The sequence below is a fragment of the Streptomyces manipurensis genome, assembly GCF_049570255.1.
Taxonomy (GTDB): domain Bacteria; phylum Actinomycetota; class Actinomycetes; order Streptomycetales; family Streptomycetaceae; genus Streptomyces; species Streptomyces manipurensis.
In genome coordinates, this window is record NZ_CP186950.1 from 6,120,348 (window position 1) to 6,143,642 (window position 23,295).

The window sequence follows — 23,295 nt, forward strand, 5'->3', positions numbered from 1 at the left end:
CACCGGAACAAATGCGGCGCGTGGCCTTTCGGCGGTTCGATACGATGAACCGCATTCACAATCCGTGACGTCACGTCGTCAACCGCACAGAGGAATGGGAGCATCCAAGGATGGCTCGACACCTGATCACCAGCGCGCTTCCCTACATCAACGGGATCAAGCACCTGGGCAACATGGTCGGGTCGATGCTTCCGGCGGACGTGTACTCCCGGTACCTCCGCCAGCGCGGCCACGACGTCCTCTACATCTGCGCGACCGACGAGCACGGCACCCCGGCCGAGCTCGCCGCCAAGGAGGCCGGCGTCTCCGTCGCCGAGTTCTGCGCGCAGGCCCACGACGCCCAGAAGGCGGTCTACGACGGCTTCGAGCTGTCCTTCGACCACTTCGGCCGCAGCTCCTCGGCCCAGAACGCCGAGATCACCCAGCACTTCGCGCGGCAGCTCCAGGCGAACGGGTTCATCGAGGAGCGGGCGATCCGCCAGGTGTACTCGCCCGCCGACGGCCGCTTCCTGCCGGACCGGTACGTGGAGGGCACCTGCCCGCACTGCGGTTACGACAAGGCCCGCGGCGACCAGTGCGAGAACTGCACCCGCGTCCTGGACCCCACGGACCTGATCGACCCCCGCTCGGCCATCTCCGGCTCCACCGAGCTCGAGGTCCGCGAGACCAAGCACCTCTTCCTCCTGCAGTCCAAGCTGCAGCACGAGGTCGAGGCCTGGGTCGCGCGGCACGAGGAGGAGTGGCCGCAGCTGGCGTCCTCCATCGCCCGCAAGTGGCTGACCGAGGGCCTGCACGACCGGGCCATCACCCGTGACCTCGACTGGGGCGTTCCCGTACCGGCCGACACGTGGCCCGAACTGGCCGCCGACGGCAAGGTCTTCTACGTCTGGTTCGACGCCCCGATCGAGTACATCGCCGCCACCAAGGAGTGGGCGGACGCCGACCCGGCGAACCGCGACCACAAGGCCTGGTGGTACGAGGCGCAGGACGTCCGCTACACGCAGTTCATGGCCAAGGACAACGTCCCGTTCCACACGGTGATGTTCCCCGCCACCGAGCTGGGCACCCGTGAGCCGTGGAAGATGGTCGACTACGTCAAGGCCTTCAACTGGCTGACGTACTACGGCGGCAAGTTCTCCACCTCGCAGAAGCGCGGCGTCTTCACCGACCAGGCGCTGGAGATCCTGCCCGCCGACTACTGGCGCTACTTCCTCATCGCCAACGCGCCCGAGTCCGACGACTCGTCCTTCACGTGGGAGCACTTCACCGCCACGGTGAACAAGGACCTCGCCGACACCCTCGGCAACTTCGTCAACCGCGTGCTGTCCTTCTCGCGCAAGCGCTTCGGGGACGACGTCCCGGCGGGCAACGCGGCCGGCGAGGCCGAGGCCAAGCTCGGCGAGCAGATCGCCGAACTCCTCGCCGAGTACGAGGGCCACATGGAGACCCTCCAGTACCGCAAGGCCGCGGCCGCGCTGCGCGCCCTGTGGTCGGCCGGAAACTCCTACCTGGAGGAGAAGGCCCCCTGGCTGGAGATCAAGACCGATCCCGAGGGCGCGGCCCTGACCCTGCGCACCGCGATGAACCTCATCCACCTCTACTCGGTGGTCTCCGAGCCCTTCATCCCGGCCTCCGCCCGCGCCATGCGCTCGGCGTTCTCGCTCGCCGACGACACCGCGTCCTGGGTGACCCCGGAGCAGGCCCGCTCGCTCGACGCGGTGCCGGCCGGGACCCCGTTCACCGTGCCGCCCGTGCTCTTCGCGAAGATCACCGAGGAGGACCTGGAGTCCTACCGCGAGCGCTTCGGCGGCTCCGAGGCCGGCTGACACCGACCGACCGTACGCGGGGGCGCGGCCCGGGATCCCTTCCCTGGCCGCGCCCCCGCGGCGTGTCCGGGCCCTGCCCCGCGGCCGCCGTCCCCCCTGCTCAGCCACCGGTCCGTACGAAGGTCCGCAGCGCGGTGTCGAGGTAGCCCCGTGCCTCCTCGGCCTGCGCGACCGGCGCCGAGACCCACACGTCGTACAGCCGGCCGTCCTCCTCCCAGCACAGGTCACGGGTGTGCCGCGGCCCCTCGGCGGCCGAGAAGCCGTCCCAGGTGAACAGCCACAGGGCCGCGTCCCGTCCGTTGTGCGTGGCCGACGCCACCGAGGCGTTGCGGTAGCCGGGGTTGTTCGCCGCGCCCCTGGCGTGCGCGCGCTGGTGCACGGCCAGCGGCCCGCCGGATTCCGGCTCGGTCACCTTGATGCCGATGCGGAAGGTCTCGCCGGGGGACAGGTAGAAGATCCGCGGTCCCTCGGCCCTGCGCGTGAAGCCCTCGGGGACGGCCAGCGAGAAGCCGGCCGGGTCCTGGACGGTCCGGTAGCCCGCGGGCGCCCCGCCGACCGACGTCGGGAGGTCGGGGGCCGAGGTCGCGCCGACCGCCACCGGGAGGCCGGGGGGCGGGGCGCCCGTGCTGGCGGGATGTGTCGTGGTCGTGCCGGCCGGCACCGACGCGGACGGGGCGGCCCCCTTCGCGTCCGCCGGCCGGCCCCCGCGCTCCTCCCCGTTCGTCAGCAGCGCCGCGGACAGGCCCGCTCCGGCGATCGCTGCCACCAGCAGGCCCGCCACCAGCGCCGCCACGGGCCGGTGCCGGCCGGGGTTGCCGCGGGTGGGTTCGGAGGCCGTCACCGGCGCGGGGGCCGGAGCCGGGGAAGGAGCCGGAGCCGGGGCCGGGGCAGGTCCGGGAGCGGGTGCCGGCGCGGGCGGGGCCGCCGGGGCGCCCCCGGAGGGCTGCCGGGCGTCGAGCCGTGTCGGGGCGTTCCCCCGCCCGGGGTCCGCGTACGTCGCCAGCATCTCCTGCGCCCGCTCCGCGTCGAGCCGTACGGCGGGATCGCGTGCGAGCAGGCCCCGTACCACCGGGAGCAGCGGCCCGCACGCGGCGGGCGGTCTGATCTCGTCGTACACCACGGCGTGCAGCACGCCGGCGAACGAGTCGCGCCGGAACGGCGACGCGCCGCTGACCGCGGCGCACAGCAGGGCCCCCAGCGACCACAGGTCGGACTCCGGACCCACGGGCGTGCGCGCCGCCATCCGCTCGGGCGCGGTGTACTCGGGCGAGCCGACGAAGGCCCCGGTCGCCGTCAGCGTCGTCGCGCCGGCCACCTGCGCGATCCCGAAGTCGGTGAGGACCACCCGCCCGCCCGGCTCCTCCAGCAGGACGTTGGCCGGCTTGATGTCACGGTGCAGCACACCCGCCGTGTGCGCGGTCCGCAGGGCACCGAGCAGCGCGAGGCCGATCCGTGCGGCCTCGGCCGGTTCCACGGGCCCGGCGGCGGCGAGCCGGTCGGCGAGGGAGCCGCCCTCGACCAGCTCCATGACGATGTACGGGTGCTCGCCGTCCTCGACGACGTCGTGCACCACGATGATGTGGGGGTGGCCCAGCTGCGCCGCGGCACGGGCCTCGCGCAGCGTGCGTTCGCGCCGGCGCCGGGCCTCCTCCTCGGAGAGCGCCGGGTCGGCCGCCACTTCCTTGACGGCGACGTTCCGGCCGAGCAACAGGTCGGTGGCGCGCCACACGACGCCCATGCCGCCGCGTCCGAGTCTGGCATCCAGCCGGTAACGCCCGGCGATCAGACGGGCGTTCTCCCCCTCGGTGACCATGGCGACATCATGCCGCATCGTCGCGGACGACGCGGCCGGCGGCGTGTCCGGCAGCGCGGCCGGGCCGCCTTTCGGGCCGCTTCGCGTGTCGAAGTCATGCCTTGATCGTTTCTTCAGACGCAGCGTTCGTCTCTGCTGCGGAATTCGGAGGACGCGAGGTGACCGCGTGGCAGTATTTCGCCGGGGCGGGGCTGGTGGCGGCGCTCTGCCCGCTGCACGGCCATGTGGCGGTCGCGGGCGACGGCCACGGCCACGGCCACGGGGCCCGCGTCGACCTGTGCGTGCCCGGAGGGCGCCCGGGAAGTCCGGTGGCGCCCCCGTCCGGGCGGCCCTCGGTACGGGTCGTGGTGCCCGGCATCGAGCTGCCGACCGTCCGCCACACCGGCCCCGGACCCCGGGCCGCCACCGGGGACCCCTCCGCGCGGCCGTCGACGCCGCCGTCCGCCGCCGGCGCCGTGGCGCCCGCTGGGCCGGCCGGTTCCGCACGGGCGGATCCGGCGCCCGCACCGGAGAGCCCGGCGCCGGCGCGGGAGGAGCCGGACGCGGCCCCCGCCCCGGCCCGGGCGGCTCCCGCCGCGCCCGCGAGGGCCTTCGCCGTGCGCCCGTACCGTGCGGTGGCCCTGGAGCGGCGCAGCCCGGGCGGGATGTCCACGGTGACCCTGATGGTCGTCGTCACCACCCCGGCCGTGCTGGCCGCGGCGGCCCTGCGCCCGCGTTCGAAGAGCCGCGGCTGACCGCGCCCCGCCCGCCCCACCGACCCCGCAGACCCCCGCGGGCCGTCGCACCGACCCACCGTCCCACCGACTCCACCGGGAGAACCCTCGTGTCCGAATGGCTGGTCCTGGCCATCGCCATGGCGCTCGTCTGCGCCCTCGTCCTCGCCTTCACCGCGATCCGGCACCGCCGGGCCGCCGACGACGAGGACACCAGCGAAACCCCCGACGTCATCGAGTACATGACGATGATGGTGGGCGTGGTCTACGCGATCGTGCTGGGCCTGGCCATCGCGGGTGTCTGGGAGGCGCGCGGTGCCGCCGAGGACAGCGTCCGCCGGGAGGCCCAGGCCCTGTACGAGGTGACCCAGCGCGCCGACGTGTATCCGGCGCCGGTCCGCGACCGGATCCGCGGTGAGGTGGACGCGTACGTCGCCCACACCGTGGCCGTGGACTGGCCGCTGCTGACCTCGGGTGAGAGCGCCTCGTCGGAGGGCGGCGCGCTGCTGGGCAGGCTGCGGACCTCCGTCACCCACCAGAGCCCCGCGGACGAACTCCAGGCGCAGGCCTACCAGCCGCTGCTGGACCACATCGCGGCGGCGGACGAGGCCCGGCACTCGCGGACGCAGAGCTCGGAGTCCACCCTGCCGGGCGTGGTCTGGTTCGGGCTGCTGGTGGGCGGTGTGGTCACCGTCGGCCTGATCTTCACCCTGCAGATCCGGCGCTCCGGGCGCGAGTTGCTGCTCGCCGGACTCTTCAGCGCGCTGATCGTCTTCCTGCTGTTCATGGTGTGGAGCTTCGATGCCCCCTACGGGCGGGCCGGACTCGATTCGGCGGGGCCGTTCCAGGACCTGTTCCCGAAGGCGACGGTGGCGGCCGCGGGCCGCTGAGCGCACCCGTCAGACGGTCACCCTGCGCCGGACCTCCTGCACCACGGGGGAGTTCCGCAGGGCGTGGGAGATCCGCAGCAGGTCGCGCGGCCCGTCGGCGGGGTCCACCGGGACCTCGTCGTCCTCCCCGACGGCGCGGCCCTCGGGGTCCGCGGAGCGGGCGCGCACGGCCGCCGCGACCATGGCGGCGTCGCCGACCGCGCGCGCGGTGTCCTCGTCGGCCCCGTGGGCGACGGCGTCGCCGTACGCGCCGTCGCGCAGGTCCTGGTCGAAGTAGGGGCCGAGGTGCAGGAAGCCGTCGTGGATGTCGGACTCGCGCTGGATCACGCGCAGTTCGGCCGGCGACCACCAGGCCATCCGCACCGAGGGGGTGCCGGCGGGCGCGGCGATCTGCACCTCCTGCCACAGGGCGCCGAGCCTGCGGTACGTCGCCCAGGTCTGCCAGTGGTCCGAGAGCCGCTGGCAGACGAGCGGGACGACGAAGCCCACCGCGCTGATCAACGCGCCGAGGGAGGCAAGGGGCGGAGCGGCGTAGGTGCTGAGGTCGTCGAGGTTGCCGCCGAACCAGCGGGCGGCGACCGCGGTCATCTTCGTGGCGTCGTAGGCGAGGTTGAAGAGGTAGCCGATGACGATGATCACCAGGCCGACCCGGAGCCAGCCGCGGACCTGGAGGGACCAGCGCCAGCACAGGGACACCATCACGACCGCGGCCACGTGGTGGGCCAGCAGGTACAGGGCGATCATCTGCGCGATGTAGGGCGTGTTGGCGTAGTGGGTGTCGAAGTCGCGCAGCCGCTCGACGGGGGTGTCGCCGAGGGTGAACAGCACGACGACGGCGACGATGACGAGGCTGTAGCCGAGGATCCAGCGGCGTGAGGTGCGACGGGTCTGTTCCGGTTCGCCGCCGCGCCAGTTGACCATCAGGACCAGGCACGAGGCGCTGAAGGCGGTGATCAGGCAGTAGACCAGGGGGGCCGAGAAGTTGGCGATCCCGGTGGCGCGGTTGACGGCCGCGATGGTGGGCGGGGCGGCGAAGGCGAAGACGGCTCCCGCGAGGGTCAGCAGGGCGACGACCGAACGGAGGAGCGGGTCGCGCCAGTTGTGCCGCAGTGCCGGGACCTTGAAGGCGAGCGCGACCGCCATCGCGGCCGCCGGAATGTAGTAGTCCTCGCCGGTCAACGGTCTTTCCTCAGCCCCCTGTAGCCCAGCGAGGCCTCGATCCGGCCCGCCAACTGGTCGCGCTGTACCGGAGCCCGGTGGTGCGCCGCCCCGGCGAGCCAGTTCCGGCAGCGACTGCCGAGGAGTAAGCCGAAGGTCTCGGCCTCGGTCTCCTCGGCCACGTCGGCGCGGGTGCGGGCGGCGACGCGGCGTACGGTCTCGCCGATGTCGGCCTCGTCGGACAGCAGCCGGGCGGCCACGGCGGCACCGTCCACGTGGTGGCTGCAGTGGCCCGCCTTCATGTGCCACAACTCGTGACCGAGGATGACCAGTTGGTGGTCGGGCGCGGTGCGCTCCTCGATGACGACGAGATCGCGGTCCGCCATGTCCAGCCAGAGTCCGCTGGCCGTGTGGGCGGGGAAGGAGGCCATCCGGAAGTCCACCCGGCGGCCGCGGTGTCTGCTCATGCCCTCGCAGAGGGCAGCGTAGAGGTCCATGGGCTCCACGGGTGCGGTGAGCCGGATCCCGGCCACCAGCTCCCCGCACAACCGCCGCTGCTCTCTGCCTATGCTCACCGTTCTCCCCGTCGGCGCGGATCCGGATCAGGACTCAAGGATCAGACCCAGACTTTCGACTGGGTCAGGATTCATTCGGTTTTACGCTTTCGAGGAGCATGTCCAGCCATTCGGTCACCTTGTCGCGGTGCTTGTCGCTGGGGAGTTGTGCGGCACGCCAGGCGATGCCCCGGACGCCGTGGTTCTGCAGGAGTCTCGCCAGCGGATCACCGGCCGAGGCGGTCGCGGCCGGTACGCCGGGGACGGTCTCCCGGGCGCGCCCCGCGAAGTCCTGGAGGAGCTGCTGCTCGGTCCGCTGGAGGGCATCGGTGAGGGCGTCGGCGTCGTGTGCGGTGAGGAATCCGGCGTGCACTCCGAAGAACCGCTGGATCGCGTCGCAGTGTTCCATGGTGGGGCGGCGATCGCCGTTGATCAGCGCCCCTGCCTGCTGCCGGGACATGCCGGCGCCGTCGGCGATCTCCTGCTGGGTGTAGCGGCGGCCGTTCGGCTTGACACGGGTGCGCCGCAGGAGGTCCAGTCGCTGGAGGAACCGGGCCTGCAGGTCGGGCTCGCCGGCGGGCCGGCCGTCGAGCAGGGTCTTCACCACGTCCGCGGGCACGCCGGAGGCCTCGGAGAGGCGTCGCAGGTCGAAGACCTGGCCCAGGTCGCGGCCCATCTTGCCGGCGAGTTCGGCGACGCGGGCGACGGTCGCTGCCAGGGGTGCGTCGGCCACCGCGACGGGAGCCGGGAAGCCGTCTGTCACCAGTGGTTCTCCTAGATCGCGCGAAGTCGGTTACGGCACATGGTCGGCCCCTGGAATCTATCCGCTCTCGCCCAGAAGGGCTAGAACGTGCCACAGCTGTGGCGGGAATGAGCTGTCAAGAGGCTGGAATTGCCACAATAGTTGACACTCGAATGAAGTCGGTAGCAGGATCGCCACACGGAAATGAAGATCCAGACCGGAGGAGGGGGAGCTCTCAGTGCCACATCTCGCAGCGGTGGGCCCGTCCGATGGGCTCGTCCGAGCCGGTGAAGAACGCCTGGCGGGCGAGGAGTCCGCACGCGGTGCGGTGCGGTCCGAACGGCGCAAGGAGATTTTGCGCCAGCGCCGCGAAGAACTGGGCCTGAGCCAGGAGGACGTGGCCGCGCGACTGCGCATCAGCGTGCGCGCGTACGGGAACTGGGAACGCGGCCTGGTCAAGGAGTGGACCGACCGCAAGCTGCTCGCCCTGGCCGAGGCCCTGGAGATGAGCGAGCGGCAGTGCTTCTGGCTGTTCCGCGTCATGGTCGACCGCGACCCGCCGCCCACCTGGCGCGCCTCCGAGGAGAACCGCCTCCCCGAGGACCCGGCGCAGCGCGACTACCTCTGCGACTACGCCGCCCTCATGGAGTCCGTGCCGTACCCGAGCTTCCTGGTGGACCACCGCTGGGACGTGGCGCTGACCAATTCGGCCTTCGACCAGCTCTTCCAGACCGTGCGCCCGCACCCGACGGCGCTGCCGGACGACAATTTCCTGCGCTTCGTGCTGTTCCACCCGGACGCCGCGGCCGTGCTGGAGGACCACGAGCCCGCCTGGTGCGTGCCCCTGCTCGCCCGCTTCGCGGCCGCCCTGGCCGAGTTCCCGGAGGACGAGGGCCTGCGCAGCATCCGCCAGGAGGTGGCCCGCGACCCCTTCATGGAGGCGGCCTACCGCTACGGCGTGCCCCACTGGCTGAGCAGGAACGGAGCCGAGGCCGCCGAGCAGGACGGGGCGGTGCGCACCGTGCGTCACCCCGACCCGCGGTGGGGCCTCGTACGCTGCCGCATGGTGGCGGAAACCAGCCGGATGCTCGACGAGATGGGCCTGACCCGCATCACCCTGATCCTCTCGGCCCCGCAGGGCGTGCCCTCGGCCCCGGTCCACGGAGCGGGCGCGGGGACGTACCAGCAGGGCGGCGCCAGGCTGCGCGCCGTGCCGCCGCTGGGGGAGTGACCGCCCGGGGCAGACTGGTGCGGGCGGGGGTGCGCCGGGCACCCGATGTCACCGATCGTGGCACGGGACTCGGGGCCGGCACCGGCACCCGCATCGGTACGGGCACGGGCGAAGGGCGGTAGGGGCGTGCGGCTGACGATCCTCGGAGGGGGCGGCTTCCGGGTGCCGCTCGTGTACGGAGCACTGCTCGGGGACCGCGCCGAGGGCAGGGTGTCCCACGTGGCGCTGTACGACGAGGATCCGGCGCGGCTCTCCGCCATGGCCCGGGTCCTCGCAGGCCAGGCCGAGGCGGCAGGCCTCCCCGACGCCCCGGCCGTCACGGCCACCACCGACCTCGACGAGGCGCTGCGCGGCGCCGACTTCGTCTTCTCCGCCATCCGCGTCGGCGGCCTGGAGGGGCGGGCCGCCGACGAGCGGATCGCCCTGGCGGAGGGGGTCCTCGGCCAGGAGACGGTGGGCGCGGGCGGGGTCGCCTACGGGCTGCGGACCGTCCCGGTGGCCCGCGCGATCGCCCGAAGGATCGCCCGTGCCGCCCCCGACGCCTGGGTCATCAACTTCACCAACCCGGCCGGACTGGTCACCGAGGCCATGGCCGAGGAGCTCGGCAACCGGGTGATCGGCATCTGCGACTCGCCCGTCGGCCTCGGTCGCCGCATCGCCCGCGTGCTCGGGGCCCGGCCCGAGGAGGCCTGGATCGACTACGTCGGGCTCAACCACCTGGGCTGGGTGCGCGGGCTGCGCGTCGCGGGCCGGGACGAGCTGCCGCGGCTGCTGGCCGACGCCGGGGCGCTGGAGTCCTTCGAGGAGGGGCGGCTCTTCGGTGCCGAGTGGCTGCGCTCGCTCGGCGCGATCCCCAACGAGTACCTGCACTACTACTACTTCAACCGGGACACCGTACGGGCCTACCGGGAGGCGGAGCGGACGCGCGGGGCCTTCCTGCGCGACCAGCAGCGCGGCTTCTACGAGGAGGCCGGCCGGCCCGGCCTCGCGCCCGGCGCGGCGCTCGCCGCCTGGGACCGGACCCGGGCCGAGCGCGAGGCCACGTACATGGCCGAGAACCGCGAGGCGGCCGGAGCGGGCGAGCGCGAGGAGAGCGACCTGGAGTCGGGGGGCTACGAGCAGGTGGCGCTCGCGCTGATGCGTGCCATCGCCCGGGACGAGCGGGCCACCCTGATCCTGAACGTCCCCAACGGCTCGACCCTGTCCGTCCTGGACGCGGAGGCGGTCATCGAGGTGCCCTGCCTCGTCGACGCCAACGGCGCCCACCCGGCGGGCGTCGCGCCGCTGCCGCTGCACGCGGTGGGGCTCGTGACGGCCGTCAAGGCGGTCGAGCGCGAGGTGCTGGCCGCCGCCGCGAGCGGTTCCCGGGCTGACGCGGTGAAGGCGTTCGCCCTGCACCCCCTGGTCGATTCCGTGGCCGTCGCCCGGCGGCTGGTGGAGGGCTACGCGGCCGCCCACCCGGGCCTGGCCCACCTGCGCTGACCCTTTCGCGCGGCCACCCGGACGGTCGCGCGGACAGCCGCCCGGACGGCCCAGTGCCGCATGCGGGGCGCCGGACGGGCTGTGAGAGTGCGAGATGTGACCACCGCTCCCGCCGCCCTGTCCCCGCCCCCCGTGGTGGACCGGCGGCGCCGCAACGTCATCTTCGGCACGATCATGCTGGGAGTCCTGCTCGCTGCCCTCGACCAGACGATCGTGGGCACCGCGCTGCCCACGATCGTGGCGGACCTGGGCGGCGGGGACCACATGTCGTGGGTGGTCACCTCCTACCTGCTCGCGGAGACCGTGTCGACGGTCCTGGTCGGCAAGTTCGGCGATCTCTTCGGCCGCAAACTGATCTTCCAGATCTCCGCCGTCGTCTTCATCAGCGGCTCGTTCCTGTGCGGCCTGTCCGCCTACATGACCCTGCTGATCCTGTGGCGCGGGGTCCAGGGCATCGGCGCCGGCGGACTGATGGTCACCGCCATGGCCCTGATCGCCGACGTGGTGCCGCTGCGCGAACGCGGCAAGTACCAGGGCATGATCGGGGCCGTCTTCGGCGTCGCCACCGTGATCGGACCGCTGCTCGGCGGGTTCTTCACGGACGCGCTGACCTGGCGGTGGTGCTTCTACGTCAACGTCCCCGTCGCCGTCCTCGTCGTCATCGCCGCGGCCCGCACCATCCCGTCGGTGCGCGCCGAGGGCCGCCCCGTCATCGACTACCTGGGCATCGCCCTCGTCGCGATCGGGTCCAGCGCGCTGATCATCGCCACCAGCTGGGGCGGCAACCAGTACGCCTGGGACTCGCCGGTGATCATCGGCCTGTTCGCGGGCGGAGCGGTCGCCCTCGTGCTGTTCTGCCTGGCGGAGACCCGCGCGGCCCAGCCGATGCTGCCGATGCGGCTCTTCCGCAATCCGGTCTTCGCCGTCTGCTCCGTCCTCAGCTTCATCGTCGGGTTCGCGATGCTCGGGGCGATGACCTTCCTGCCGACCTACCTGCAGTACGTCGACGGCGACTCGGCCACGATCTCGGGCGTCCGCACCCTGCCCATGGTCTTCGGCCTGCTGCTCGCCTCCGTGTTCAGCGGGACGGTCACCAGCAGGACCGGCCGGTACCGGATCTTCCCGATCGTCGGCAACCTGATCACGGCCGTCGGCCTGTACCTGCTGTCGCGGATGCAGCCGGGGACGAGCTCGCTCCTTGAGTCCCTGTACATGTTCGTGCTCGGCGCGGGCATCGGCCTGTCCATGCAGGTGCTGACCATCGCCGTGCAGAACACCGTCGACTACGCCGACCTCGGCACCGCCACCTCCGGCGTCACCTTCTTCCGTACGCTCGGCAGCGCCTTCGGCACGGCCGTCTTCGGGACCATCTACGCCAACAGCCTCGGGCCCGCACTGGAGGCGGGCGTCGCCGAATCGGCCCGGCTCACCGGTGAGGACCCGCAGCAACTGGCCCGGGCGGCCTCCAGTCCCGAGGGCGTCCACGACCTCGACCCGGTGGCGGCCGGCCCGATCGTCGACGCGTACGCGCACGCCCTGCACACCGTGTTCCTGTGGACCGTTCCGGTGGCGCTGGCCGGCTTCGTGGTCGGGCTCTTCCTCAAGCAGGTCAAGCTGCGCGACAGCGCGCGGGCCGCCTCCACGGACATGGGCGACGGCTTCGGATCGCCCGCGACGGCCTCCGGGGATTCCGCCAAGCTGCTGGAGCTGGCGGTCGGCAAGCTCATCCGGAACATGGGGCCGGAGGAGGCCCGGGCGATCGTCTTCGGCTCGGACACCCGGCTGGACATGGGCGGCGCCTGGGCCGTGATGCAGGTGGACATGCTCACCCGGACGGTCGGCCACGCCAGCCTCGGGCTGATCGCCCACCGGCGGTGCGTCCCGCCGGAGGTACTGCTGCCCGTCTTCGACCGGATGGTGGAGGAGGGCTACCTGACGCGGCAGGACCACTTCCTCTCGCTCACGGGCGCGGGGCAGCGGGAGGCGGGCGTCATCTCGGCGGCCTGGGCCCGGTGGCTCGGCGATCGGCTGGAGAAGGACCGGGGACGGCCGCGGAGCGCAGAGCTGCGGGTGGCCGCCGACGCGATCGCCAAGCGACTGCTGGCGGAGGACCTCAGGGAGGGCACCTTCGCCCCGGTGGACGCCGGGCGGGAGTAGGGCGCGGCGCCGGCCCGGCCCCGACGGAAAGACGGCGCCCAGCCTGCGGAATCGGAACTTCCGCCGAACGGGGTCCGTCTAACGGACAGTAAGTTCGAACCTCGGGGGCGACGCGGATGGAAAACATGGAAATCACTTTGGCCGAGGAGATCACGCTGCTCTGCCTGGAGGACGAGTCCGGGGCGGCACGGCAGCGCCAGGCGGTCGGCTGGGCCGTCGCCGGCGGGCTGCTGGTCGAGCTCGTCCTCGCGGAGCGGATCGCGGTCTCCGGCAAGCACCTTGAGCTGACGAGCACCGAATCCACCGGTGACGCGCTGCTCGACGCCCGGCTCGCCGCGCTGGAGACCTGGCTGCGGGGCCGACGGCGGCGGGTGACGGACTGGCTGACCAGGGAGCACAGCAGGGCGGTCACGGCCACGCTGGAGAGCCTGACCGCGCGCGGGCTGGTGGTGGAGGAGCGGCACAAGGTGCTCGGCCTGTTCCCGGTCCGGCGCTACCCGGAGGCCGACGGCACGGTCGAACGGGCCCTGCGGGCACGGCTCGACTCCGTCGTCCTCGGGGACGCGGAGCCGGACGAGCGGACGGCGGCCCTCGTCGCCCTCATCCACTCCGCGAAGCTGCACCGGCTGGCCTTCCCCGGCCGGCGCCCCGCCGAACTGCGGGCCCGGACGGGCGAGATAGCGGCGGGCGAGTGGGCGGCCGACGCGGTGCGCGCGGCCATCCGTGACGTGCAGGTGGCGATGCTGGCCGCGACGGCGGCAACGGCCGCGGCGGTCAGCTAGGTCCTGTCGTGCCGGCGGCCGGGCCCCGACCGGCGGGGCCGGCAGCCGGTCGGTCGGTCCGGCCGGAGCCTGTGGGACGGCGAGCCCGTCCCACAGGCCCGGCCCGTCCCGTCGGCGTCAGCCGGTCGTGGCCGGGCCCGCCGTCGGGTAGTCGTACGACGGGACGTGTGGCAGCCTCCGGAGGTCCGGGCGCCAGACACGCAGCACGGCCGCCGAGGGCGCGTACAGGGCCTCCGGGATCTCCGCCGGGGCGAACCACTCCCACCGGGCGATCTTGTGGGGCTCGGTGACGGCCGGAACGCCCTTGGCGGAGGTGGTCACGGCGGCCGCCGTCAGGCGGGTGAGCCCCGGCTGCATGCCGATCTGGACGCAGAGGACCCGTACGTCCTCGGGGGCCACCCGCAGGTCCGTCTCCTCGGCGAGTTCCCGCGCGGCGGCCTCCTCGAAGCCCTCCCCGGGGTCGACCTTCCCGCCGGGCAGTTCCCAGCGGCCGTCATGGGCCTGGCCGAGCAGTACGCGGCCGTCCGGGCCGACGACGACCAGGCCGACACCGACGACGGCGTTCGGCTGCGGCACGGCCCGCTCGCGGCGGGTTTCGGGGGTGGTCATGGACGTCCTTCCGGTGGAGTGGAGGGCCGGGCGCGGACGTGGATCCGCTCTCCCTGGGGCCCGAAGAGGCTGAGGAACTCCGCCGCCTGCGGACCGGCGTTGAAGAAGGCGTGCGGCGTGCGCGTGTCGAACTCGGCGGCCTCGCCGGGGCCCAGCACCAGGTCGTGCTCGCCGAGCAGCAGCCGGACGCGCCCGGAGAGCACGTACAGCCACTCGTAGCCCTCGTGGACCTTCAGCTCGGGAAGGACCACGGGGCCCCCGACGGGCGGCAGGATCTGCTTGAAGGCGTGCACCCCGCCGAAGTGGCGGGTCAGCGGCACGTAGGTGCTGCCGTGACGGACGAACGGCTTCGGGCGGACCCGGGGGTCGCCGGTCTCGGGCGCGCCGACCAGCTCGTCCAGCGCCACCCGGTGCGCCCGGGCCAGCGGGAGCAGCAGCTCCAGCGTCGGCCGGCGGCGGCCGGACTCCAGCCGGGAGAGCGTCGAGAGGGAGATGCCGGTCGCCTCGCTGAGCTGGGCCAGCGTGGTGCCGCGCTGCCGGCGCAGCGCGCGCAGGCGCGGGCCGACGGCGGTGAGCACGTCGGCGAGGTCCTCGTCCGGGCCGGAGCCCTGCTGATCGTCGGCCATGACTCCATTTGCCGCTTCGGCAAGAGCATTTGTCAAACCGCTCGTGGGGGCAGACCCTCGCAGACATGGACAACGCAAGCGAAGAGACGTACGACGCGGTGGTCGTCGGCGGCGGCGCCGCCGGCCTCTCCGGGGCCCTCACCCTCGTCCGGGCCCGCCGCTCGGTCCTGGTGGTCGACTCGGGCAGTCCGCGCAACGCCCCCGCCGCCCACATGCACGGCTACCTCGGCCACGACGGCGAGAGCCCGGCGGAGCTGCTGGCCAAGGGGCGCGCCGAGGTGTCCGGCTACGGCGGGGTGATCCGGCGCGGCACGGCGATCGCCGCCGACCGCCTGCCCGAGGGGGACTTCCGGGTCCGCTGCGACGACGGCTCGACCGTCCGGGCGCGGCGGCTGCTGGTGGCCACCGGGCTGGTCGACGAGCTGCCGGACGTCCCGGGCCTCGCGGAGCGCTGGGGGCGGGACGTGCTGCACTGCCCGTACTGCCACGGCTGGGAGGTCGGGCGGCAGCGGATCGCCGTCCTGGCCGACGGCCCCCTCGCCCTCCACCAGGCGCAGCTCTGGCACCAGTGGACCGGGCGGACCGTCCTGCTGGCCCACGGCTGGACGCCGGGCGACGAGGACCGGGAGCTGCTGGCCGCCCTCGGGGTCGAGGTCGTCGACGGGAAGGTGTCCGGCCTCACGGTCGAGGACGACCGGCTGACCGGGGTCACCCTGGCCGACGGCGCCGCCGTCGCGTGCGCGGCGTTGGTGGTGGCCCCGCGCTTCACCGCGCGCGCCGGGGTGCTCACCTCGCTGGGCCTGCCGTCCGTCGCCGTGGAACGGGACGGCCGGGTGCTCGGGACCTGCGTGGCCTCCGATCCGGAGACGGGCGCGACGGCCCTGCCCGGGGTGTGGCTCGCGGGCAACGTGACCGCTCCGATGGAGAAGGTCGTCGGCGCCGCCGCCCAGGGGGTCCGCGCGGCGGCCGCCCTCAACGCCGACCTGATCGAGGAGCAGGCCCGCCGGGCCCTGGACCACCACCGGGCCGCGGGGACCGACGGGACCCCGGGGCCGGTCCCGGGCCGGTAGGGCTTCCGGTCGCGTGGCGTCGCGTGGCGTCGTGTGCGGTGTGCGCCGGGTCGAGGGGCTCAGGGCGCTGCGTCCGCGCCGCCGCCGTACGGGTCGACCGCTGGGTGCGTGTACCGGACCGGCTTGCCCTGGGCGCGGGCGTAGTCGATCTCCGAGCGGGTGGAGTCCCCGATGTAGTGGCCGACGATCAGCACTTCGTCGGCGAGGCGGATCTTCGCGCGGTGCAGTTCGTCGAGCCGCGCCTTCAGGCCGGCCGCTTCCGCCGGGTCGCCCCACAGCGCGTGCGGTTCCTTCATGTTGCAGCCCGGGCGGACGACGATCCGGCCGGCGGCGGTCTCCCGGAGGTCCGCCTCCGTCATCTCGTCCATGAAGCGCGTGGAACCGCAGATGGCGACGATGACCGGCAGGCCGAGCCCCCGCTTGGCGGAGGCCAGGTGCTGCTCGGGGGTGGGTGGCTGCGGGTGGGACACGGGGTCTCCTTCGTCGGCTGCGCAGGGGCCGACCAGGATGCCGCATCCGGTGCCCCGCCGTGGTCCTCCAGCCCGGCGAGGTGGGGGGTAGTCGAACGAGTAGGCCGATATCGCATGGATGTACGGGTTTCGGGCGGTTCCGTGCCGTGCAGGCTCTGGGCGGTACGACCGTCATACGGTCCGACGGATCGGGGAGACGCTCCATGGCTCATGTGCTGGTCATCGGCGGAGGTGTCGGTGGTCTGGCCACCGCCCTGCTCGTGGTGCGGCGGGGACACACGGCGGAACTGTTCGAGCGCGACGCGCGCGCCCCGGGCGCCGCCCTCGACCGGGACTTCTTCGGCTGGCGCCGGCCGACCGTGCCCCAGGCCGCGCAGCCGCACACGCTGCTCGGCGCCGCGCGCGCGGTCCTGCGGGACGACCTGCCCGACGTGTACGCGGAGATGCTGCGGCTCGGCGCCCGCGAACGGCACGAGCTCGACTGGTTCGACGTCCGTCCGCCCGCCGCGCCCGGCGACGACGACCTCGTCATGGTCCAGGCCCGCCGCATCGTGCTGGAGACCGCGCTGACGACGGCGCTGCGCGCGGAGCCCGGGGCCGTCCTGCGGTACGGGGAGCAGGTGACCGGGCTGATCACGGCCCCGGCGGCAGCCGACACGGGGCCGGACGGCCGTTCCGGGATCCGGGTCGCCGGGGTGACCACGCCGGCCTCCGGCCACGAGGGCGACCTCGTCGTCGACGCCGCCGGGCGGCGCGGGGGCATCGAGCGCAGGCTCGGCGCCGTGGGCTGCCGGCCGCCCGTCGTCGAACGGCACCGTACGGGGCTCGCCTATTTCTGCCGCTGGTACCGGCTGCCGGCGGGCGTGGAGGAGGGGCCGCGCAGGCCGTGGGCGGTGACCGGCGGGCCCTTCGCCGGGTGTGCCGTGTTCCCGGCCGACAACGGGGTGTTCGCCGTGACCCTCTTCGTGCACACCGCGGACCCCACCCGTTCGGCCCTGCGCGACCCGGCGGTCTTCGAGCGGGCGGCCCGTTCCTTCGCCCCGGGGGAGGCCTGGCTGACCCTGGGCGCCGAGCCGCTGTCGGGCGTCCTGGCCGCGGCGGGCCTGGACAACCGGTGGAGCGCGCTGGTCGACGAGCACGGGCCGGTGGTGACCGGGCTGGTGCCGGTCGGGGACTCGATCACGCACACCAACCCGACGCTGGGTCAGGGCGTCTCCCTCGCCCTGTGGGCGGCGCGCAGGGTGGCCCGTACGGCACACCGGGATCCTGGGTCGGCCAGCTACGCCCGCGACCACCACGCGTGGGCGGAGCGCGTCCTGAAGCCCTGGTTCGACTTCCAGGTGGCCGCCGACGCGGCGATCGGCGAACGGTTCGCGAACCGGGCCGGGCGGACGGGGGCCGCCCGCGAGGTGGCGGCGCTCTTCGAGTGCGCGCTGGAGGACCCCGAGGTGATGCGGGCCCGCGCACGGGTCCGGCACCTGGCGGAGCCGCCCGCGCGGGCCTACGCCGATCCGGAGGTACGGGCCAGGGTCGCGCGCTGGCTGGCGGCCCGGCCCGACTACGCCCCGCACGAGGCGGGCCCGGACCGCGAGCAGTGGGAGAAGCTCACGGCGGGCTGAACCGCGTGACGCCGGTCAGGCGGGGCCGGCCGCGGGACCGAGGACCTCGGCGAGGTCGTAGCCGACCACTTCCTCCAGCTGGGCGTAGGTGCAGCTCTCCGGGGTCCGGTCGGTGCGCCAGCGCCGGAACTGCGCGGTGTGCCGGAAGCGGTCCCCCTCCATGTGGTCGTACTTCACCTCGACCACCCGTTCGGGGCGCAGTGGCACCCAGGACAGGTCCTTCTTGCCCGTCCACCGGCTCTGAGCGCCCGGCAGCCGGGCGCTCTCGTGCGCGGCCTCCTCGGCCCAGCCGGCCCACGGGTGCCCGGAGGGGTCGGCCATCCGGAGGGGGGCCAGTTCCTCCACGAGTTCGGCCCGGCGCTTCATCGGGAAGGCGGCGCACACCCCCACGTGCTGGAGCGTTCCGTGGTCGTCGTACAGCCCGAGCAGCAGCGATCCGACAATCGGACCGCTCTTGTGGAAACGGAAACCCGCGACGACGACGTCGGCGGTACGTTCGTGCTTGATCTTGTACATGAGGCGGGCGTCGGGCCGGTAGGGGAGATCCAGGGGCTTTGCGATCACCCCGTCCAGTCCCGCCCCCTCGAACCGCTCGAACCACTCCTGCGCGAGCGCGGGGTCGGTGGTCGCGGGCGCGATGTGGACGGGGGGACGAGCGGTGGACAGGGAGCCGACCAGGGCGGTGCGGCGTTCGGCGAGCGGGGTGTCGAGGAGCGCCTCGTCGTCGAGCGCGAGCAGGTCGAAGGCGACGAAGCTGGCGGGGGTCGTCCGAGCCAGCAGATCGACACGGGACCGGGCGGGATGGATCCGCTCGGTCAGCCGGTCGAAGTCCAGACGGCCGTCGCGGGCGATCACGATCTCGCCGTCCACCACGCAGCGGCCCGGCAGATTCGCCTTCAGGGCCTCCACCAGCTCGGGGAAGTACCGGGTCAGCGACTTACCGGTGCGGCTGCCCACCTCGACCTCGTCGCCGTCGCGGTGGACGATCGCCCGGAAGCCGTCCCATTTGGCCTCGTACTGCATGCCGGGCGGGATCTTCGCCACGGACTTGGCGAGCATCGGCTTCACGGGCGGCATCACCGGCAGGTCCATGCACATGATTCTGCGGTGGTACGTCCGGCTCCGCCCGGTATGCGCCTGCGGGCGGGCCCGCCTACCGTGGCGCACATGGGTGCTGCGGGCAATGCGATCGAGCTGGAGGCCGCCGGGCGGACGGTGCGGCTGTCCAATCCGGACAAGGTGTACTTCCCCGAGCGCGGCCTCACCAAGAGGCAGGTCGCCGAGTACTACCTGGCCGTCGCGGACGGCATCACCCGCGCCCTGCGCAACCGGCCCACGACCCTGGAGCGCTTCCCCGACGGGGTCGACGGCGAGTCCTTCTTCCAGAAGCGGGCCCCGAAGAACCTGCCCGACTGGATCCCGACCGCCCACATCGCCTTCCCCAGCGGCCGTACGGCCGACGAGATCTGCCCGACCGAGCCGGCCGCCGTCCTCTGGGCCGCGAACCTCGGCTGCCTCACCTTCCACCCCTGGCCGGTACGCCGCGACGACACCGACCGGCCCGACGAACTGCGCATCGACCTGGACCCCCAGCCCGGCACCGACTACCACCACGCCGTCGCCGCCGCCCACGAGCTGCGCACCCTCCTGGAGGAGCTGGGTCTGCGCGGCTGGCCGAAGACCTCCGGCGGACGCGGGCTGCACGTCTTCGTCCCGATCGAGCCCCGATGGACGTTCACCGAGGTCCGCCGGTGTGCCATCGCCCTCGGCCGGGAGCTGGAGCGGCGCATGCCGGGCAAGGTCACGACCGCCTGGTGGAAGGAGGAGCGCGGCGAGCGGATCTTCGTCGACTACAACCAGACGGCCCGCGACCGCACGATCGCCTCCGCCTACTCCGTCCGCCCGCGCCCGCACGCCCCGGTCTCGGCACCGCTGCGCTGGGAAGAGCTGGACGAGGTCGAGCCGCGCGACTTCGACATCGTGACGATGCCGGCCCGCTTCGCCGAGCTGGGTGACCTGCACGCCGACATGGACGAGCACGCCTTCACCCTGGACGCCGTACTGGAGCTCGCGGACCGGCACGAGCACGACCACGGCCTGGGGGACATGCCGTACCCGCCGGACTACCCGAAGGTGCCGGGCGAACCGAAGCGCGTCCAGCCCAGCCGGGCCCGGCGCGAGGGCTGACGCGGACCGGCCGGGCGGGGTGTTGATCAGTTGTCCATCGGACGTCCATCGGCGGCGGCCAGGCTCAGCGGCATGTCGATGAACACCACTGCCGCCACCACTGACACCGCCTGGTACGAACTCGCCCTGTGCGCCCAGACGGGCCCGGGCTTCTTCTTCCCGGAGCCGGGATCCTCATTGCGTGACGCGAAGCGGTTGTGCGGGGCGTGCGAGGGACGGGCGGCCTGCCTGGAGTACGCCCTGGCGAACGACGAGCGCTTCGGCGTGTGGGGCGGCCTGTCGGAGTCGGAACGCCTGGCCCTGCGCCGCCGCTGACACCGGCCGCCCGCGACGAGGCCGGAACGCGAAGACCCTGGCCGAGCGTGGCTCGGCCAGGGTGATCGGGGCCGCCCGCCCGAGCGGGCGGGAAGCGGAGGCGAGAGGTCGGGCCCGGTGGGCCCGGCGGTGTCAGCCCTTCCGGGCCGCCATGCGGGCGGCGCGGGCGGCCAGCCGCTCGTCGAACTTCTTGGCCTCGGAGTCCAGGCCGTTCATGAACAGGCCGAGCTCGTCCTGCGCCTTCTGCCCCTCGGGCCCGAGGCCGTCGATGTCCATGACCTTCAGGAAGCGGAGCACCGGGGCGAGCACGTCGTCGTGGTGGATCCGCAGGTTGTAGACGCCGCCGATGGCCATCTGGGCGGCCATGCGCTCGAAGCCGGGCATGCCGTGGCCGGGCATCCGGAAGTTGACCACGACGTCCCGCACGGCCTCCATGGTCGGGTCCGGCGCGAGCTCGAAGGCCGCGCCCAGCAGGTTGCGGTAGAAGACCATGTGCAGGTTCTCGTCCTGCGCGATGCGCGCCAGCATCCGGTCGCAGACCGGGTCGCCCGACTGGTGGCCGGTGTTGCGGTGCGAGATGCGGGTGGCGAGCTCCTGGAAGGCCACGTACGCCACCGAGTGCAGCATCGAGTGGCGGTTGTCGGACTCGAAGCCCTCCGACATGTGCTGCATCCGGAACGCTTCCAGCTTGTCCGGGTCCACGGCGCGCGAGGCCAGCAGGTAGTCGCGCATCACGATGCCGTGGCGGCCCTCCTCGGCCGTCCAGCGGTGCACCCAGGTGCCCCACGCGCCGTTGCGGCCGAACAGCGTCGCGATCTCGTGGTGGTAGCTAGGCAGGTTGTCCTCGGTCAGCAGGTTCACGACCAGCGCGATCTTGCCGATGTCGGTGACCTTGGACTGCTGCGGGTCCCAGGCCTCGCCGTCCTCGAAGAAGCCCGGGAAGTTCCGGCCGTCGCTCCACGGGACGTACTCGTGCGGCATCCAGTCCTTGGTCACCTTCAGGTGCCGGTTGAGCTCCTTCTCGACCACTTCTTCCAGCGCGTACAGCAGCTTGGCGTCGGTCCACGCCTCCGAGCTGCCGAGGTGGGGAGAGGTGATCGTCACGGGTACTCCTGGGTGCAAAGCGAATTACCTACGGTTCCGTAGCCTACGGAAACGTAGGTTAAGCGCGACATCAAGGCCAGCCAAGCCCCGACGGTTGCTACGCCCGGTTACGTCCGGTTATCTATGCAGTTTGGGACGGCCATGCCTGGCCAAGGAAGGCCCCGAAAAAGCCGGTGCCGGGGACGCTGCGGTCAGCAGCGTCCCCGGCACCAGGTGATTTCGGAGCCGGCCGGGCCACCGGATCAGCCGAGGGTCCGGCCGGATGTGGTCAGTCCTCCCACAGCGTCTCCCGGACCTCCTCCGCCGTGGTCGGGCGCAGGTCGCCGTCCAGCAGCAGCCAGCGGGTGATGCCGATCGACTCCAGGAACGGCACGTCGTGGCTGGCCACCACGAGCGCGCCCGCGTACGAGTCCAGCGCGGCCGTGAGCTGCCGCACGCTGGCGAGGTCGAGGTTGTTCGTCGGCTCGTCCAGCATGAGGAGCTGCGGCGCGGGCTCCGCCAGCAGCAGTGCCGCCAGCGCCGCCCGGAACCGCTCGCCGCCCGACAGGGTGCCCGCCGGCCGGTCCGCCCGGCCGCCCCGGAACAGGAAGTGGGCCAGCCGCGCCCGGATCATGTTGTTCGTGGCCTGTGGCGCGAACCGTGCCACGTTCTCCACGACGGAGCTGTCCTCGTCCAGGACGTCCAGGCGCTGCGGCAGGAAACGCGTGGTCACGTGCGTCTCGGCCGTGCCCGACTCCGGTGCGAGCAGGCCCGCGATCGTGCGCAGCAGCGTGGTCTTCCCCGAGCCGTTGCGCCCCACCAGGGCGATCCGCTCCGGCCCGCGCAGCTCCCACTCACCGCGCACGGCGGCCCCGTGGGGCAGTCGCAGGTCGCTCAGGGTCAGGACGCGCCGCCCCGGCGGGACCAGGGTGGCGGGCAGTTCGATCCGGATCTCGTCGTCGTCGCGCACCGCTTCGACCGCCTGGTCCAGGCGGTCCTTCGCCTGCGCCAGCTTCTCGGCGTGCATGATGCGGTGCTTGCCCGCCGACTCCTGGGCCGCGCGCTTGCGGGCGCCCATGACGATCTTCGGCTCGCGCTTGGTCTCGTACATCTTCTGGCCGTACCGCTTGCGCCGCGCCAGCTTCACCTGTGCGTCGGACAGTTCGCGCTTCTGCCGCTGTACGTCGGCCTCCGCGACCCGGACCATCCGTTCGGCCGCGTCCTGTTCGGCGGCGAGCATCTGCTCGTAGTCGGAGAAGTTCCCGCCGTACCAGCGGACTTCGCCGTCGCGCAGGTCGGCGATCTGGTCGACCCGTTCCAGCAGCTCGCGGTCGTGGCTGACCAGGAGCATCACCCCGGTCCACGACTCCACGGCCGCGTACAGGCGGCCCCGGGCGCGCAGGTCCAGGTTGTTGGTGGGCTCGTCCAGCAGGAGGACGTCGGGCCGGGCGAGCAGCAGGGCGGCCAGTCGCAGCAGTACCGACTCGCCGCCCGACAGTTCGCCGACGGTGCGGTCCAGGCCGATCCGTGCGAGACCGAGCTGGTCGAGCGTGGCCAGGGCCCGCTCCTCCACGTCCCAGTCGTCGCCCACCGCGGCGAAGTTGGCCTCGGTGGCCTCGCCCGCCTCGATGGCGTGCAGGGCGGTGCGGGTGGCGCGGATGCCGAGCGCCTCGTCGACCCGCAGTGCGGTGTCGAGGGTGACGTTCTGCGGGAGGTGGCCGACCGTGCCGACGACGGACGACTGGCCCCCGGAAGGGGTCAGTTCACCCGCGATCAGTTTCAGCAGGGTGGACTTCCCGCTGCCGTTGAGGCCGATCAGGCCGGTGCGTCCGGGTCCCACGGCGAGCTGGAACCCGTCGAACACGGGAGTGCCGTCGGGCCAGTCGAAGGACAGGGCGGAGCAGGTGATGAATGCAGGGGTGTGACTCATGGAGGCCTCCAGGTTGCGTGAGTGTGCGTGCAACGCGG

21 protein-coding genes are annotated in these 23,295 nt (G+C 73.1%); 11 read left to right on the plus strand and 10 right to left on the minus strand.

What is annotated here, in order from left to right; translation table 11 throughout:
• Positions 1–110: 110 nt before the first annotated feature.
• Positions 111–1,826: a methionine--tRNA ligase gene (gene metG, locus ACPU2J_RS27970; protein ID WP_365070567.1), complete on the plus strand. Its 1,716-nt coding sequence runs from the start codon at positions 111–113 to the stop codon at positions 1,824–1,826.
• Positions 1,827–1,926: 100 nt separating this feature from the next.
• Here the strand turns inward: metG and ACPU2J_RS27975 are convergent, their stop codons facing one another.
• On the minus strand, positions 1,927–3,639 hold the full coding sequence (locus ACPU2J_RS27975; protein ID WP_420079073.1) for a protein kinase domain-containing protein: 1,713 nt from the start codon (positions 3,637–3,639) through the stop codon (positions 1,927–1,929).
• Between the two features lie 158 nt (positions 3,640–3,797).
• Between ACPU2J_RS27975 and ACPU2J_RS27980 the strand changes: the two genes are divergently transcribed.
• On the plus strand, positions 3,798–4,373 hold the full coding sequence (locus ACPU2J_RS27980; RefSeq protein ID WP_420079072.1) for a hypothetical protein: 576 nt from the start codon (positions 3,798–3,800) through the stop codon (positions 4,371–4,373).
• A gap of 89 nt (positions 4,374–4,462) precedes the next feature.
• Positions 4,463–5,242 (plus strand): hypothetical protein, encoded by a 780-nt coding sequence (locus ACPU2J_RS27985; protein WP_361593380.1) that lies wholly within the window; start codon positions 4,463–4,465, stop codon positions 5,240–5,242.
• A 9-nt stretch (positions 5,243–5,251) separates the two neighbouring features.
• Here the strand turns inward: ACPU2J_RS27985 and ACPU2J_RS27990 are convergent, their stop codons facing one another.
• The 3 genes from ACPU2J_RS27990 to ACPU2J_RS28000 form a co-directional block, all read right to left on the minus strand.
• Positions 5,252–6,421, minus strand: a complete 1,170-nt coding sequence (locus ACPU2J_RS27990; protein WP_389074846.1) for an MAB_1171c family putative transporter — start codon at positions 6,419–6,421, stop codon at positions 5,252–5,254.
• The gene (locus ACPU2J_RS27995) at positions 6,418–6,975 is read right to left on the minus strand and encodes a toxin-antitoxin system, toxin component (protein WP_365070575.1); all 558 of its coding nucleotides are present in this window, start codon (positions 6,973–6,975) and stop codon (positions 6,418–6,420) included. The genes ACPU2J_RS27990 and ACPU2J_RS27995 overlap by 4 nt, the downstream gene beginning before the upstream one ends.
• 64 nt (positions 6,976–7,039) lie before the next feature.
• Positions 7,040–7,717: a helix-turn-helix domain-containing protein gene (locus ACPU2J_RS28000; protein ID WP_365070577.1), complete on the minus strand. Its 678-nt coding sequence runs from the start codon at positions 7,715–7,717 to the stop codon at positions 7,040–7,042.
• 334 nt (positions 7,718–8,051) lie between these two features.
• Here ACPU2J_RS28000 and ACPU2J_RS28005 point away from each other — a divergent pair, with 334 nt between their 5' ends.
• From ACPU2J_RS28005 to ACPU2J_RS28020, 4 genes are all read left to right on the plus strand, one after another.
• The gene (locus ACPU2J_RS28005) at positions 8,052–8,927 is read left to right on the plus strand and encodes a helix-turn-helix domain-containing protein (protein ID WP_399816964.1); all 876 of its coding nucleotides are present in this window, start codon (positions 8,052–8,054) and stop codon (positions 8,925–8,927) included.
• 126 nt (positions 8,928–9,053) lie between these two features.
• Positions 9,054–10,409, plus strand: a complete 1,356-nt coding sequence (locus ACPU2J_RS28010) for a 6-phospho-beta-glucosidase (RefSeq protein ID WP_423834259.1) — start codon at positions 9,054–9,056, stop codon at positions 10,407–10,409.
• 60 nt (positions 10,410–10,469) lie between these two features.
• Entirely contained in the window at positions 10,470–12,566 is a 2,097-nt protein-coding gene (locus tag ACPU2J_RS28015; RefSeq protein ID WP_423834260.1) for an MDR family MFS transporter, read from the plus strand.
• Between the two features lie 125 nt (positions 12,567–12,691).
• Positions 12,692–13,348 carry a GOLPH3/VPS74 family protein gene (locus ACPU2J_RS28020; protein WP_420079068.1) on the plus strand — a complete coding sequence of 219 codons (657 nt, stop codon included), beginning with the start codon at positions 12,692–12,694 and terminating at the stop codon, positions 13,346–13,348.
• Positions 13,349–13,465: 117 nt separating this feature from the next.
• Here ACPU2J_RS28020 and ACPU2J_RS28025 read toward each other — a convergent pair whose 3' ends face one another.
• Positions 13,466–13,957 carry an NUDIX domain-containing protein gene (locus ACPU2J_RS28025; RefSeq protein ID WP_420079067.1) on the minus strand — a complete coding sequence of 164 codons (492 nt, stop codon included), beginning with the start codon at positions 13,955–13,957 and terminating at the stop codon, positions 13,466–13,468.
• Positions 13,954–14,583: a helix-turn-helix domain-containing protein gene (locus ACPU2J_RS28030; protein ID WP_420079066.1), complete on the minus strand. Its 630-nt coding sequence runs from the start codon at positions 14,581–14,583 to the stop codon at positions 13,954–13,956. The genes ACPU2J_RS28025 and ACPU2J_RS28030 overlap by 4 nt, the downstream gene beginning before the upstream one ends.
• Before the next feature lie 65 nt (positions 14,584–14,648).
• Here ACPU2J_RS28030 and ACPU2J_RS28035 point away from each other — a divergent pair, with 65 nt between their 5' ends.
• Complete coding sequence (locus tag ACPU2J_RS28035; RefSeq protein ID WP_423834261.1) at positions 14,649–15,653, plus strand: NAD(P)/FAD-dependent oxidoreductase; 1,005 nt, start codon at positions 14,649–14,651, stop codon at positions 15,651–15,653.
• Between the two features lie 59 nt (positions 15,654–15,712).
• Here ACPU2J_RS28035 and ACPU2J_RS28040 read toward each other — a convergent pair whose 3' ends face one another.
• Positions 15,713–16,123, minus strand: a complete 411-nt coding sequence (locus ACPU2J_RS28040; RefSeq protein ID WP_420079064.1) for a hypothetical protein — start codon at positions 16,121–16,123, stop codon at positions 15,713–15,715.
• Between the two features lie 203 nt (positions 16,124–16,326).
• Between ACPU2J_RS28040 and ACPU2J_RS28045 the strand changes: the two genes are divergently transcribed.
• Positions 16,327–17,742 carry an NAD(P)/FAD-dependent oxidoreductase gene (locus ACPU2J_RS28045; RefSeq protein WP_420079063.1) on the plus strand — a complete coding sequence of 472 codons (1,416 nt, stop codon included), beginning with the start codon at positions 16,327–16,329 and terminating at the stop codon, positions 17,740–17,742.
• 15 nt (positions 17,743–17,757) lie between these two features.
• Here the strand turns inward: ACPU2J_RS28045 and ACPU2J_RS28050 are convergent, their stop codons facing one another.
• Positions 17,758–18,834 carry an ATP-dependent DNA ligase gene (locus ACPU2J_RS28050; RefSeq protein ID WP_420079062.1) on the minus strand — a complete coding sequence of 359 codons (1,077 nt, stop codon included), beginning with the start codon at positions 18,832–18,834 and terminating at the stop codon, positions 17,758–17,760.
• Between the two features lie 75 nt (positions 18,835–18,909).
• Here ACPU2J_RS28050 and ligD point away from each other — a divergent pair, with 75 nt between their 5' ends.
• Both ligD and ACPU2J_RS28060 read left to right on the plus strand, forming a co-directional pair.
• Positions 18,910–19,929, plus strand: coding sequence for a non-homologous end-joining DNA ligase (gene ligD / locus ACPU2J_RS28055; RefSeq protein ID WP_423834262.1), 1,020 nt, complete (start codon positions 18,910–18,912; stop codon positions 19,927–19,929).
• Positions 19,930–20,001: 72 nt separating this feature from the next.
• Complete coding sequence (locus ACPU2J_RS28060; protein ID WP_365070599.1) at positions 20,002–20,244, plus strand: WhiB family transcriptional regulator; 243 nt, start codon at positions 20,002–20,004, stop codon at positions 20,242–20,244.
• Between the two features lie 132 nt (positions 20,245–20,376).
• Here ACPU2J_RS28060 and ACPU2J_RS28065 read toward each other — a convergent pair whose 3' ends face one another.
• Entirely contained in the window at positions 20,377–21,348 is a 972-nt protein-coding gene (locus ACPU2J_RS28065) for an acyl-ACP desaturase (RefSeq protein WP_420079060.1), read from the minus strand.
• A gap of 268 nt (positions 21,349–21,616) precedes the next feature.
• Positions 21,617–23,257 (minus strand): ABC-F family ATP-binding cassette domain-containing protein, encoded by a 1,641-nt coding sequence (locus ACPU2J_RS28070; protein WP_420079059.1) that lies wholly within the window; start codon positions 23,255–23,257, stop codon positions 21,617–21,619.
• Between the last annotated feature and the right edge of the window lie 38 nt (positions 23,258–23,295).